Source organism: Streptomyces sp. NPDC002206 (assembly GCF_053593595.1).
Genome location: NZ_JBSFCW010000025.1, coordinates 20,197 through 32,976, shown reverse-complemented (window position 1 = coordinate 32,976; position 12,780 = coordinate 20,197). Strand labels below are relative to the sequence as shown.

Genomic DNA, 12,780 nt, shown 5'->3' with positions numbered 1-12,780 from the left:
CGAACAGGCACCCGTACGCGCAAGGCCCCGGACCGTACATCGGCGGTCCGGGGCCTTGCGCATGCAGGGGTTCGCGTATTGCGGGGGACGGCGTCAGAAGAGCCGCAGCTTGTCGTCCTCGATGCCGCGCATGGCGTCGTAGTCGAGGACCACACAGCCGATTCCCCGGTCCGTCGCCAGCACCCGGGCCTGCGGCTTGATCTCCTGCGCCGCGAAGATGCCCTTCACCGGGGCGAGATGGGGATCGCGGTTGAGCAGCTCCAGGTAGCGGGTCAGCTGCTCCACACCGTCGATGTCACCACGGCGCTTGAGCTCGACGGCGACGGTCTTCCCGTCGGCGTCCCGGCACAGGATGTCGACCGGGCCGATGGCGGTGGGGTACTCGCGGCGGATCAGGGTGTAGCCCTCGCCGAGGGTCTCGATCCGGTCGGCGAGCAGCTCCTGCAGGTGCGCTTCCACGCCGTCCTTGATGAGGCCGGGATCGACGCCCAGCTCGTGCGACGAGTCGTGGAGGATCTCCTCCATCGTGATGATCAATTTCTCGCCCGCTTTGTTCACCACGGTCCAGACGCCTTCGGTGTCGTCGGCGCCCTCCTTCAGTGTGCAGGGCGGTGACATCCAGTTGAGGGGTTTGTACGCCCTGTCGTCGGCGTGGATCGAGACGCTCCCGTCCGCCTTGACCAGGATGAGACGGGGAGCGGAGGGCAGGTGGGCCGTGAGCCGGCCCGCGTAGTCCACGGAGCAGCGGGCGATGACGAGACGCATGGTCGGCAACGCTACTCGACGACGGGTGCTCCACGCGATTCTCCCTCCGGCAACCCACCACCACCGCCTGCCACAGCCCTTCCCGCCCGCGGGCTTGCCCCTCTTTGCGCACCTTCGTTATTGGCCGGTTGTGTTCCCAATCTCCTGGTGCGGCCCGGACTGCGCCCTTACCGTGGAAGCAGGAGGTCGCCGTGTGTGTACGCTGCGTCGCCGTCCTCCTTCCCTGCCCGTAAGGCCCCGGCCGACCGCCGGGGTCGCGAGAGGAGAACCCATGTCGCTCGACGTCTCACCGGCGCTGTTGGAACAGGCCGAGCGAGGCGAGGTCGACGAAGCCGACTTCGTCGACTGCGTCCGGACCTCCCTGCCCTACGCATGGGAGATGATCAGCTCTCTGGTGGCCCAGCTGAAGGTCGACGGCGGAGAGTTCGCCGACAACCAGACGCCGCCGCCGGACGAGCAGGCACGTGGTCAGCTGTTGCGTGCGCTCGCGAGTGATGCGATACGCGGCGCGTTGCAGCGGCACTTCGGGGTGCGCCTGGCATTCCAGAACTGCCACCGCGTCGCGGTGTTCCCGCTGGACGCCTCGGTCGACGAGCGGTTGGCCCGATTCACCTCGGTGAGAGGTCAGTTGCTCAACCAGTCGCCCGAACTACGGGACTGCTGAACGCTTCTGCTGTCGCTCCGGGCCGCGGGAGGTGCAACTGGCTTCGGGGCGGCAGCTCCCCGTACCCGTACGGGTGTTCATGTCAGGAGTGGCAGTACCTCGGTGCCCAGCCGCGCTACGTTCTCCTCCGTGGCCGCGAGATCTCCCGAACCCTCCGCCAGGAGCGCGAACCTGGTGATGCCCGTCCGCTCGGCGGTGGCGGCGAGCCGGTCGGCCGCGAGCCGGGGCGGGCCCACCGGATGAAGACCGCACAGCAACTCCGTGTACGCGACCGGATCGCGCATCACCCGGTGCCTGCCGTCGACCGTCACATGGGCGTCGAGCCCCTGCCGCAGCCAGCCCGGCATCGCCTTCACGAGCGTCTCCACGGCCTCCTCGCGCCGGTCCGTGATCTGGGCGACGCCCGCGGAGACATGGCCCGCGTCCCGGACGCTCTCCGGGGAACGGCCCGCGGCGAGGGCGGTGGAGCGCCACAGGGCGACCATCTCGGCCTTCTCCTCGTCCCCGCAGTGCATGCCGAGGAGCATCGGCAGGCCGTTCTCCGCGGCGAGCTTCACGCTCTTCGGCGAGGTGCACGCGACGATCACCTCGGGGCCGCCCGGCCCCTGCGCGGTGTCCTCGCGGTGCTCGTCGAGGAGTTCGTCGGCGCGGGGGACCACCGCGACCTCACGGAAGCCGAATCGCTCCCCACGGCCCGCCACGCGCGGTTTGCTCAGCCAGTCGAGCAGCAGCTCCAACGACTCGGGGAAGCCGTTCTCGTACGCCTCCAGGCCCCCTCCGAACACCTCCAGATCCACCCAGGGGCCGCCCCGTCCCACGCCGAGGGAGAACCTGCCCCCGCTGGTGAGATGGAGCAGCGCGGCCTGCTCGCCCAGCGCCACCGGATGCTGGGACGGCAGCACGCTCACCGCCGTACCGACCCTGATTCTGCGGGTGCGGCCGAGCAGCAGCGCGGCCAGGGTGACGGCGGACGGGCAGACCCCGTACGGCACGAAATGATGCTCGGCCAGCCAGACCGAATCGAGTCCGGATTCCTCCGCGACCTCGGTGGACCGGATCGCGCGATGCAGCGCTTCACCCGGCCCCTGGCCCGGAAACTGGGCTGCCAGTACAAACGTTCCCACGCGCATCGCCAATTGCCTCCTTGCGGCCGACACGGCTCTCCCCTATAGGCAACAACGTCTGACACGTGCCAAAGGCACGGTCCACGGCGAAGTTGTTGCGATTTTCCGGTAACCCGGTCCTGTCCCGGCCCCGTTCCGGGGCCTCCTGGACGCCTGCCCCGTCCGAATGGCCCTACGCTGGACGGGAACTGCCCGCCCGCCCAGTGAGGTGTCACGTGTCCCCGCGCCGCAACCGCCCCCGAGGCGGCGAGAGTCCCACCGGCAGCGCAAGCGCGGCGGGCGAGCGGTACGGCGGGGGCGGGCGCGCCGAGGAGTGGCAGGGCGAGCAGTGGTCGGTCCGCCCGGTGAGCGGCGCGAGCGCGGCGGGCAAGCGGTACCGCTGCCCCGGCTGCGACCAGGAGATCCCGTCCGGCGTTCCGCATCTCGTGGCCTGGTCCGAGTACGGCGGGATCGACGACCGCAGGCACTGGCACAAGGCCTGCTGGAATGCGAAGGACCGCCGCACCACAAGGGTGCAGCGGTCCAGGAACGCGCCGCGCTACTGAGCTGCGCCGGCCGCTGACGGGTCAGACGTCGCGCCTGTCCAGCGACGCATAGGCGCCGATCATGGCCACGGCCGTGACGCCGAGCATGATCCAGAGCGGCTCCCAGCCGGACGGCCCCGACGAGGCGACCGAGGCGTCGTAGAACGCGCCGAGCTGGCTGGGGATCGAGTACTCGAAGAGCGCCTGCTGCACGTCGGCGAGCGACTGCGAGAACATGAACATGGCCAGCACGAGCGGCAGCAGCACCACGGCGATCATGATCGTGATCGCGCCGGCGGAGTGCCGGATGAGGGCGCCCACCGCGAGCGACAGCAGCCCCAGCGTCGCGATGTAGAGGCCGACACCGACCGTGGCGCGCAGCCAGTCGCCGCCGGTCGGCTCCACGCCGCCGAGCATGGCCGTCTGCATCACCGCGACGAGCGCGGTCGTCACGGTCGTGATGACGAAGGTGAGCAGGAAGAAGACGACCGCCTTCGCGGTCAGTACCCGGCCGCGGCTGGGGCAGGCCGTCAGCGTCGTACGGATCATGCCCGTGCCGTACTCGGAGGCGATGGTCATCACGCCGAGCGTGATCACGCAGATCGAACCGAGGAGCACCCCGAAGAAACCGAGGCTGAGCACGGGGGTGTTGCCGAGCTCGGAACCGGACGCGTCGACGGCGATCGCCGACAGCAGCCCGATGCCGAGCAGCAGCACGATCATGATGCCGAGCGTCCACATCGTGGAGCGCACGGAACGGATCTTGGTCCACTCGGAGGCGAGCGCGTCACCGAGGGTGGCGCGCCGCTGCGGGATCGGCGAGGCGTAGAGGCCGGCGGGTGCCCCCTGCCAGTTCTGCTGCGGGGCCGGGGGCTGCTGCGGATACTGCTGCGCCTGCTGCTGGTACGGCGCCTGCGGGGTCGGCGGCGTTGTCATCGGGCGTCCTCGCTGGTGTCGCGCTGGGTCAGGTCTGCGGGGCCGGCGGCGGGCACGGCCGGGGCGGCCACGGGGGGCGCCGCGTACGGGTTCTGTCCGGGCGGCGGCGGGGCGTACCAGCCCTGCTGCGGCACCTCGTGGACGGGCGGCTGCGCGTACCCGCCGCCCATCATGGGCTGCTGCAGCCCGGCCTTCTGGTCCACCGTCGAGCGGTAGTCCACGGCGCCCTGCGTCATCCGCATGTACGCCTCCTCCAGCGAGGCCTGGTGCGGCGAGAGCTCCCACAGCCGGACGTCCGACTCGTGCGCCAGATCGCTGATCCGCGACAGCTGCAGTCCGGTGACGCGCAACGCCCCGTCCGGCTCCGACATGACCCGGCCACCCGCCTCGGTGATCGACGCGGTCAGCTTCTCCCGCAGCTCCGGCTGCGCGTCCGGGACCCGTACCCGGGCGAAATCGGCCGAGTTGGCGGAGATGAAGTCCTTGACGCTCATATCGGCGAGCAGCTGCCCGCGGCCGATCACGATCAGATGGTCGGCGGTGAGCGCCATCTCGCTCATCAGGTGGCTGGAGACGAAGACCGTGCGCCCCTCGGAGGCGAGCATCTTCATCAGGTTCCGGACCCAGAGGATGCCCTCGGGGTCGAGACCGTTGACCGGCTCGTCGAAGAGCAGCACCTGTGGGTCGCCGAGCAGCGCCGCCGCGATCCCGAGCCGCTGCCCCATGCCGAGCGAGAACCCCTTGGACCGCTTCCTCGCGACGTCCTGCAGACCGACGACGCCGAGCACCTCGTCGACCCGGGCGGCCGGAATACCGGCGAGCTGGGCCAGCGAGAGCAGGTGATTGCGGGCGCTGCGGCCACCGTGCACCGCCTTGGCGTCCAGCAGCGCACCCACCTGGCGCGGGGCGTTCGGCAGGCTGCGGAATGCATGCCCGCCGATCGTCACATGGCCCGATGTCGGACGGTCCAGGCCGAGCATCATGCGCATGGTGGTGGACTTGCCCGACCCGTTGGGACCGAGGAATCCGGTGACGGCACCCGGCCGCACCTGGAAGGAAAGGTTGTACACGGCCGTCTTCGCGCCGTAGCGCTTGGTCAGGCCGACTGCCTCGATCATGCTCCAGCCCCATCGACTTATCTGTCGTCGGGGCCCAGGCCGACCGGCCGCACGCCCCCCGTAAGAGTTAGGAGGATATCCAGGCCTTGACGGTTCCGGCCAAGCCGTTGCAGGGGTGCGTCACCCACGTATCGGACCGAACCGGATCTCTTCCTCCTGCTTTCCTCCGCTTCCTCCCGCTTCCTCCGGGATCACGCGTCCCGCTTCTTGAGTACGAGATAGCCGCCGATCAGCGCGGCCACCACCCACGCCGCCAGAATGCCGAGCCCGCCCCACGGTCCGTACGGGGCCGGGCTGCTGCGCATGGCGTCCGGAACCACCTGCATGATCTTGGAGCCGGCCCGGTCCGGGAAGTAGCGGGCCACGTCCTTGGCGCCCGGGACCGCCGACAGGATCTGGGACACCAGGAAGAAGAACGGCATCAGGATGCCGAGCGACAGCATCGAGCTGCGCAGCATCGTGGCCACGCCCATGGAGAAGATCGCGATCAGGCCCATGTAGAGGCCGCCGCCGAAGACCGCGCGCAGGACGTTGTCCGCACCGATGTCCGTGCGGTGGTCGCCGAGGAGGGCCTGGCCGAGGAAGAAGGTGACGAAGCTGGTGGCGAGGCCGACCACCAGGGCGAGGGCGCCGGCGACCGCGATCTTGCTGAAGAGGAACGAGCCGCGCTGCGGTACGGCGGCCAGCGAGGTGCGGATCATGCCGGAGCTGTACTCCGTACCGACCACCAGGACACCGAAGACGACCATCGCCAGCTGACCGAGGATCATGCCGGAGAAGCTGAGGAACGTCGGGTCGAAGGTGGCCCTCTCCGGTGCGGGGAGGTCGTCGAACTGGGCGTTCATCAGTGCGCAGAGTGCCGCGCTCATCGCCACGGTGACGACGAACGCGGAGATCAGGGTCCAGGTGGTCGAGGAGACCGTACGGATCTTGGTCCACTCGGAGTTCAGGACCGCGGGTACCGATGCCATCGTCGTCACGCCCCCTTTCCGGGGCCGGGGGTGCCGGACTGCAGGTTCCACTGCTCGCCCCACTGCGGGCCCGCGAGCGCCGGCTGCGGCCCGGCGTGGTCCGCGTGGGCGTGGTACTCCACGGAGTCCGCCGTCATCTGCATGAACGCCTCCTCCAGCGAGGCTCGCTGGGAGCTCAGCTCATGCAGCACGATCCGGTGCTGCGCGGCCAGCTCGCCGAGCTGTTCGCTGGTGGCGCCGTCGATCTCCAGTACGCCGCTCCCCGATTCGACCGCGATGATGCCCGCCTCGTGCAGCACATCGCGCAGCCGTTCCTGCTGCGGGGAGCGCATCCGTACGTAACTGCGCGAGTTCTGGTGGATGAAGTCGGCCATCGAGGTGTCGGCGAGCAGCCGGCCCTGGCCGATGACGATCAAGTGTTCCGCGGTGAGGGCCATTTCGCTCATCAGGTGCGAGGAGACGAAGATCGTCCGGCCTTCCGCCGCGAGCGTCTTCATCAGATTGCGAATCCAGTGAATTCCCTCGGGGTCCAGACCATTGACGGGTTCGTCGAACATCAAGATCTCGGGATCACCGAGCAGCGCGGCGGCGATTCCGAGCCGCTGACCCATACCGAGGGAGAACGACTTGGACTTCTTCTTCGCCACCGCGCTCAGGCCGACGGTGTCGAGAACTTCCGGGACACGGCTCTCCGGGATGCGATTGCTCTGCGCGAGACAGAGGAGATTGTTGTACGCGCTGCGGCCGCCGTGCATCGACTTGGCATCGAGCAGCGCGCCCATGTGCTTCAGGGGTTCCGACAGCTCGCGGTAGTGCTTGCCGTCGATCCGCACCGATCCGCTGGTCGGGTTGTCGAGATCGAGCATCATCCGCATCGTGGTGGATTTGCCCGCCCCGTTCGGGCCCAGGAAGCCCGTCACCATTCCAGGCCTGACCTGGCATGAGAGGTGGTCGACGGCAACCTTGTTACCGAAGCGCTTGGTGAGACCATCAAGCTCGATCATGCGCTCACGCTAGAACGGGCGCGCGCCCGGCGCCACCACAAGGGCGGAACCGGGCGCGCAGGGGGTACAGCTGAGGTACTGCGGGGTCAGCGGGTCTGCTGAGCCGGGACCCCACGGGTGACGGGCTCGTCGTCCACCGGCGAACCGGCGGCGGCCACCGCGGCACCGGTCAGCGTCGCCAGCATCTCGCGGACGTTGGTCAGCTGCGCGTTGATCGAGTCGCGGCGGTTGGTGAGCGCCGCCAGCTCGCGCTCCGATTCGCTGCGGATCCGGTCGGCCTTCGCGTTCGCGTCGGCCACGATGTCCTCGGCCTGGCGCTGCGCGGTCTCCACCGTCTGGCGGGCCCGGCGCTCGGCGTCCGTACGGAGCTTCTCGGCCTCCAGGCGGAGCTGCTCGGCACGGTGCTCGATCTCGGCAAGGCGCTTCTCGGCCTTGGCCTGACGGGACGCGAGGTCGCGCTCCGACTGGTCGCGGCGCTTGGCCAGGTTGGTCTCGAAGTCCGCGGCGGCCTGGGCGGCCTTGGCGCGGGTCTCCTCGAAGAGGGCGTCCGCCTCCTCGCGCTTCTGCGCCGCGTCCTTCTGGGCCTCGGTACGCAGCGAGGTGGCCTCACCCTTGGCCTTCTCGACAATGCGTACGCCCTCGTCCTCGGCCTTCGCCTTGCGCTCGGTCGCGAACGACTCGGCGTCGTTGCGCACCTGCTGGGCGGCCGACTCGGCGAGCTCGCGGTGCTGCTCGGCGGCGCGACGGGCCTCCTCGCGCAGGTCCTTCGCCTCCTCCTCGGCGAGGCGGAGGATCTTCTCCACGCGCGCACCGAGACCGGCGTACGACGGCTCCGCGTCGTTCACCTGGGCCTGGGCGTTCTGCGTTTCGAGGTGCAGCTCCTCGATGCGCTTTTCCAGAGACGTGATGCGGGTGAGAGCGCTATCACGGTCGGCGACGAGCTTGGTAATGCGGTCATCCACCTGACCGCGGTCGTAACCACGCCGCACGAGCTCGAAGCCGAAGGGGGAGGAAGGGTCACTCATGGGGTTCCTGTCGAAGTAAGACCGGTGAGGTGATAGGGGGAATCCTAGGGGCCCGAGCGGCGTGTCATCGAGCGGATGCCCGTTTGATCTGGAGAATGACACCCCTTTTGAGTGGCTAACCCCCCGGAACCCTTGCCACTCGGAGGGGCGAACCTCCTTGTCGAAGCATGTGACTGGGCCGGGTGACTACCCCTCGGACGACTTGCCACTCGATCGAGTGCCGGCCGAGGCCGCGGCTTTGACGCCGCCCGTGGAACCGCCGCCCGCCCCCTTACCGCCGCCCGGTGCCTCGAACGACTCCAACGCCTCCAGGACGTCTTGGACACGGGAGATCTCCGTGTTGATGTCCTCGCGCCGACGCACCAGGACATCGAGCTCGCGACGGCCCTCGTCCACCGTCTTCTTCGCCTCCTGCTCGGCATCTGCGCGCAGCTTCTCGGCCTCGCGGACCAAGCTGGCCTTCTTCTGCTCGGCCTCCTTCAGCAGCGACTCGGCCCGCTTCACCGCGGCGATCCGGACCTTGCTCGCCTCCGAGTTCGCGTCCGCCAGCAGCTCCTTGGCCTTCGCCGCAGCCTCTTCGCGCTGCTCCGTCGCCGCCTTCATCAGCTTGTCGACGCGCTCGCCCGCCGTCTTCATCTGCTCGGAGGTCTCGCGCCGCGCCCGGTCGTGCAGCTCCTCGATCTCGCTCTCCAGACGGGCCCGGAGCTCCTCGGCCCGCTCCCGTACGGCCGTGGCGTCCCGGCGGGCGCCGACCAGCAGCTCGTCCGCGTCCGCACGGGCCCGCTCCACCAGGGAGTTGCCCTCGACGGTCGCCTCCGCGGTGATTCGCACGGCCTCCTTGCGGGCCACGCCGACCATCGTGTCGGACTGCTTCTCGGCCTCGGTGGCGGAGCGCAACGCTTCCTCCTGGGCCTTGTTGACGAGCTGGTCGGCCTGCTCGGCGGCGTCGGCACGGCGCTTCGCCGCCGCCTCGCGCGCCTCGTCGAGCAGCCGGTCCGTCTCCTCGCGGGCCTCTCCGCGCATCTGCTCGGCCGCCGCCTCCGCGTCGGCGCGCACCCGCTCCGACTCCTCGCGGGTACGGGCCGCGTGCTCCTGCGCCGAGCCGACGGTGGCTGCCGCCTCCGCACGGAGTCGCTCCGCCTCGTTGGTGGCGTCGCCGACGAGCTCGATCGCCTGCTGCGTCGTCTCGGTGAGGATCCGCTCGGCCTCGCCCGTCGACTCGCCCACCAGCCGGTCGGCCTGGGCCGCGGCGTCCGAACGCATCCGGTTGGCGTCCTCGCGGGCCTCCGCGCGGCTGCGCGCGGCGTCCTGCTCGGCCGAGGCCAGCGCGTTTGACGCCTCGGTACGCACCCGCTGGCTGTACTCCGCGGTGTCCGTGCGCAGCCGCTCCGACTCGGTGATCGCGTCGCTGACGGTCCGCTCGGCCATCGCTTTCGCGGCCTCGGACTCCTCCTGGGCCTCCCGGCGGATCCGTGCCGAGTCCTCGCCGGCCCGCTCCCGCTCCGCGTACGCGTCGGCGCGGACCCGGTCCGCCTCCTCCTGTGCCTCGGACTTCGTCCGCTCCGCGACATGCTCGGCGGTGGAGCGCAGCCCGGCGATCTCCGCCTCGGCCTGCTCCTGGAGCCCGGAGACCGAATCCCGTACCTGCTGGGCGGTCTGCTCGGCGGCGGAGACCATCTCGGTCGCCCGGGCGTCCGCCTCGCCGACCAGCCGCTGGGCCTCGGCCTGCGCCTCCTCGACCCGCTTGCGGGCGGAGGCAAGGAGCTCCTCGCTCTGCTCGCGGGCCCGCTCGCGCTCCTGGGTGGCCTCCGTGCGCGCGGCGTCGAGGGTCTCCTCGGCCTCGCGGCGGCGCCGGTTCGCCTCCTCCTGGGCGGCGGCCAGCGCCTCGGCGGCCTCGGTGCCGACCCGTTCGGCCGCGGCCGCGGCCTCGGACCGCACCCGGTCGGCGTTCTCCTGTGCCTCGGTCCTGAGCCGCTCCGCCTCGGCGGCCGCCTCGCTGCGCAGCCGTACGGCGACGGCCTCGCCCTCCGCGCGGGACTGCGACGCATCCGCCGCCGCCTCGTCGCGCAGCCGCTCGGCCTCGGTCTCCGCCTGCTCCTGCAGGGCGCGCAGCCGCTCGGCGGCCTCCGCGCGCAGCCGCTCGGACTCCTCGTTCGTCTCGCGCCGGATCCGCTCCGCCTCGGCGCGCGCGTCCGTGAGCGCCTGCTCGGCGGTGGTGACCCGGGTCTCGGCCTCGGTGTGCAGCCGGATCAGGTCGTCGGCCGCCTCGGCGTGCCGGGCCGCGACCGCGCGCTCGGTCTCCTCACGGAGCTCCGCCGCCGCCCGCTCGGCCGCGGCCGTGGTGGACTCCGCCTGTTCCTCGGACTCGGTACGCAGCCGCTCGGCCTCTGCGCGGGCCCGCTCCAGGGCCTCCTCGGCCTGCTTGCGCAGCACCGTGGCGCGCTCGATCGCCTCGGCACGGACCCGTTCGCTCTCGCTGCCCGCGGAGGTCCGCAGCTCCTCCGCGTCCGCCTTCGCCTTGGACAGCAGTCCCTCGGCGGTCTTCGCGCCCTCCTCGATCTGCTGGACGGCCTCGCGGCGGGCCTCGCCACGGATCCGCTCGCCCTCGGCGACCGCCTCGGAGCGCAGCTGCTCGGCCTCGCCGCGCAGCCTGCGCGCCTCCTCCTGCAGCTCGACCGTCTTGGCCCGGTACTCCTTGGTGTCGTCCTTGGCCGCGCCCTTGAGCTGGTCGGCCTGCTCCGCCGCCTCGCCGTGCAGCCGGTCCGCCTCGGCCTCCGCCTCGCGGCGGATCCGGTCGGCCTCCTCGCTCGCCGCACGGGTGGTGGACTTCGCGTCCTCGGACGCCTTGGTCAGCACCTCCTCGGCGGTCCTGGCCGCCTTGGCGAGCTGCGCCGCGGTGTCCTCGGCGGCCGCTGTGCGGGCCCTCTCCGTCGCCTCGGACGTGAGCCGCTCCGCCTCGGCGCGGGCGTCGGCGAGCGCCTGCTCGGCCTCCGCCTTCAGCACCTCGGCGTCCTTCGTGGCCTCGCCGACCAGCCGGGCGATCTCCGACTTGGCCGTACGGGTGCGCTGCTCGTTCTGCGACTCGGCGCCAGCCAGCCGCTTGACCGCGGCCTCCTTCGCCTCGGTGAGGACCTTCTCGGCCTCCAGGCGGGCCTCCCGCAGCTGCGTCTCGGCCTCCTGCATGCGCTGCTCGGCGGCCCGGTTCAGTTCGGCGGTCTGCTGCCGGGTCTGCTCGGTCTCCGCGTTCGTCGACGTACGCAGCTGCTCGGCGTGACTGGTGGCCTCGTGCGCCTGGCTGGACGCGGCGTTGAGCAGCCGCTCGGCGTCCTTACGGGCGCGCAGCAGGATCGTCTCGGCCTCGGCGCGGGCGGACTCCGCCTCGGAGCCGAGCCGCTGCCGGGTCTCGTCCGCGAGCCGGGCGGTCTCCGCGCGGGCGGCGGCCAGGGCCTGCTCGGCCTCGGCCCGCGACTCGTCGAGCAGCCGGCGGGCCTGGGACTCGGTCCGGGCCCGCAGCTGCTCGGCCCAGGCGACGTTCTCGTTGACGTGCGATTCGACGGTCTGGCGGCGTTCTGCGAGCTCCTGGTCGAGCTGCTGCCGCCGCTGCACGGCCTCGTTGTGCAGCTCGGCCTGCAGCCGTGCCTGGTGCTCGGCGTGCTCCTGCAGGATCCGCTGCGTCTGCGCCCGGGCGTCACGGAGCTCGCGCTCGGCGTCGGTACGCAGCTGATCGGCCTGGATCTGGGCATTACGGAGCAACTGTTCGGCCTGGTAGCCGATGTCCGCGCTGTCGTACGCGGGACGGGTCGCAAGATTGCGCCGAGCCTCGTGCAGCTTGGCGCGCAAGACCTCGACCTGGTAACCGAGGTCCTCGGCGTGCTGGACGGCCTTCTCCCGGTCGGTCTTCAGCCGGTCCATCTCGGCTTCGAACCGCGAGAGATGGTCGTCTTCAGCTCGGTGGCTCTCCTGGCGTTCGTAGCCCCGCACTGCGCGGTCCCATCCGTCCCCTGGTCGCAACTCTCCAAACGAGTACCGCTCGCCGGCGAACGGTCCCCCGGGGAATGGTGACAGATCAACGGCTGGGGGCGCGGCCCCGACCCGGCCCCGGCCCGGAATTGCCCACTGTACCGGGCCAGGTATCCGGAGGTCAGTGCTCCGCTGCGGACGTGACCAGTTCGGTGAGGACGCCGTGGCAGTCCTTGGGGTGCAGGAAGGTGATCCGGGACCCCATCGACCCGGTTCTGGGCTCGTCGTACAGCACCCGGACGCCCTTGGAACGGATGTTCGCGGCGTCCGCGTCGACGTCTGCGGTGCCGAAGGCGATGTGGTGGACCCCCTCGCCGTTCTTGGCCAGCCATTTACCGACGGCCGAGTCCTCGCGAGTGGGTTCGAGCAACTGGAGGTAGGAGGCACCGCCGTCCGAGGTCTCATTGATCTTGAGCATGGCCTCCCGTACGCCCTGCTCCTCGTTCACCTCGGAGTGGAACACTTCGAAGCCATAGGTCGAGCGGTAGAACTCGACAGTCCTGTCGAGGTCGAAACAGGCGATCCCGATGTGGTCGATTCGCGTCAGCATGGACAACAGTGGAGCGCTCCACCGATGGTTACGCAACGTGCGCGCGATCACACCCGCCGCAGGATGACGGGCGGGGTAC

11 protein-coding genes are annotated in these 12,780 nt (G+C 70.6%); 2 read left to right on the top strand and 9 right to left on the bottom strand.

What is annotated here, in order from left to right; translation table 11 throughout:
• Positions 1 to 93: 93 nt before the first annotated feature.
• Positions 94 to 765, bottom strand: coding sequence for an endonuclease NucS (gene nucS / locus ACWCP8_RS31020; RefSeq protein ID WP_451119476.1), 672 nt, complete (start codon positions 763 to 765; stop codon positions 94 to 96).
• A 271-nt stretch (positions 766 to 1,036) separates the two neighbouring features.
• Here nucS and ACWCP8_RS31015 point away from each other — a divergent pair, with 271 nt between their 5' ends.
• A complete protein-coding gene (locus tag ACWCP8_RS31015) occupies positions 1,037 to 1,429 on the top strand; it encodes an SCO5389 family protein (RefSeq protein WP_030971516.1) in 393 nt (130 codons plus the stop codon).
• Between the two features lie 77 nt (positions 1,430 to 1,506).
• On the opposite strand, the gene ACWCP8_RS31010 is transcribed toward ACWCP8_RS31015, so the two are convergent.
• Positions 1,507 to 2,559 (bottom strand): LLM class flavin-dependent oxidoreductase, encoded by a 1,053-nt coding sequence (locus ACWCP8_RS31010; RefSeq protein WP_352262862.1) that lies wholly within the window; start codon positions 2,557 to 2,559, stop codon positions 1,507 to 1,509.
• 209 nt (positions 2,560 to 2,768) lie between these two features.
• Between ACWCP8_RS31010 and ACWCP8_RS31005 the strand changes: the two genes are divergently transcribed.
• A complete protein-coding gene (locus ACWCP8_RS31005; protein WP_352262863.1) occupies positions 2,769 to 3,098 on the top strand; it encodes an ATP/GTP-binding protein in 330 nt (109 codons plus the stop codon).
• 21 nt (positions 3,099 to 3,119) lie between these two features.
• On the opposite strand, the gene ACWCP8_RS31000 is transcribed toward ACWCP8_RS31005, so the two are convergent.
• The 7 genes from ACWCP8_RS31000 to mce form a co-directional block, all read right to left on the bottom strand.
• The gene (locus ACWCP8_RS31000) at positions 3,120 to 4,013 is read right to left on the bottom strand and encodes an ABC transporter permease subunit (protein ID WP_352262865.1); all 894 of its coding nucleotides are present in this window, start codon (positions 4,011 to 4,013) and stop codon (positions 3,120 to 3,122) included.
• Positions 4,010 to 5,131: an ABC transporter ATP-binding protein gene (locus ACWCP8_RS30995; RefSeq protein WP_352262866.1), complete on the bottom strand. Its 1,122-nt coding sequence runs from the start codon at positions 5,129 to 5,131 to the stop codon at positions 4,010 to 4,012. The genes ACWCP8_RS31000 and ACWCP8_RS30995 overlap by 4 nt, the downstream gene beginning before the upstream one ends.
• Positions 5,132 to 5,322: 191 nt before the next feature.
• Complete coding sequence (locus ACWCP8_RS30990) at positions 5,323 to 6,102, bottom strand: ABC transporter permease (RefSeq protein WP_352262868.1); 780 nt, start codon at positions 6,100 to 6,102, stop codon at positions 5,323 to 5,325.
• A 5-nt stretch (positions 6,103 to 6,107) separates the two neighbouring features.
• Positions 6,108 to 7,106, bottom strand: coding sequence for an ATP-binding cassette domain-containing protein (locus ACWCP8_RS30985; protein WP_382828774.1), 999 nt, complete (start codon positions 7,104 to 7,106; stop codon positions 6,108 to 6,110).
• An 86-nt stretch (positions 7,107 to 7,192) separates the two neighbouring features.
• Entirely contained in the window at positions 7,193 to 8,131 is a 939-nt protein-coding gene (locus tag ACWCP8_RS30980) for a coiled-coil domain-containing protein (protein WP_352262872.1), read from the bottom strand.
• Positions 8,132 to 8,317: 186 nt separating this feature from the next.
• Positions 8,318 to 12,112, bottom strand: coding sequence for a polarized growth protein Scy (gene scy / locus ACWCP8_RS30975; protein WP_451119472.1), 3,795 nt, complete (start codon positions 12,110 to 12,112; stop codon positions 8,318 to 8,320).
• 160 nt (positions 12,113 to 12,272) lie between these two features.
• Positions 12,273 to 12,701: a methylmalonyl-CoA epimerase gene (gene mce / locus ACWCP8_RS30970; RefSeq protein ID WP_451119470.1), complete on the bottom strand. Its 429-nt coding sequence runs from the start codon at positions 12,699 to 12,701 to the stop codon at positions 12,273 to 12,275.
• Positions 12,702 to 12,780: the final 79 nt, after the last annotated feature.

What these genes read in the sequence shown, in the direction of transcription:
- nucS (WP_451119476.1), bottom strand. Translation starts at nt 765, where the DNA reads ATGCGTCTCGTCATCGCCCGCTGCTCCGTGGACTACGCGGGCCGGCTC.
- ACWCP8_RS31015 (WP_030971516.1), top strand. Translation starts at nt 1,037, where the DNA reads ATGTCGCTCGACGTCTCACCGGCGCTGTTGGAACAGGCCGAGCGAGGC.
- ACWCP8_RS31010 (WP_352262862.1), bottom strand. Translation starts at nt 2,559, where the DNA reads ATGCGCGTGGGAACGTTTGTACTGGCAGCCCAGTTTCCGGGCCAGGGG.
- ACWCP8_RS31000 (WP_352262865.1), bottom strand. Translation starts at nt 4,013, where the DNA reads ATGACAACGCCGCCGACCCCGCAGGCGCCGTACCAGCAGCAGGCGCAG.
- ACWCP8_RS30995 (WP_352262866.1), bottom strand. Translation starts at nt 5,131, where the DNA reads ATGATCGAGGCAGTCGGCCTGACCAAGCGCTACGGCGCGAAGACGGCC.
- ACWCP8_RS30990 (WP_352262868.1), bottom strand. Translation starts at nt 6,102, where the DNA reads ATGGCATCGGTACCCGCGGTCCTGAACTCCGAGTGGACCAAGATCCGT.
- ACWCP8_RS30985 (WP_382828774.1), bottom strand. Translation starts at nt 7,106, where the DNA reads ATGATCGAGCTTGATGGTCTCACCAAGCGCTTCGGTAACAAGGTTGCC.
- ACWCP8_RS30980 (WP_352262872.1), bottom strand. Translation starts at nt 8,131, where the DNA reads ATGAGTGACCCTTCCTCCCCCTTCGGCTTCGAGCTCGTGCGGCGTGGT.
- mce (WP_451119470.1), bottom strand. Translation starts at nt 12,701, where the DNA reads ATGCTGACGCGAATCGACCACATCGGGATCGCCTGTTTCGACCTCGAC.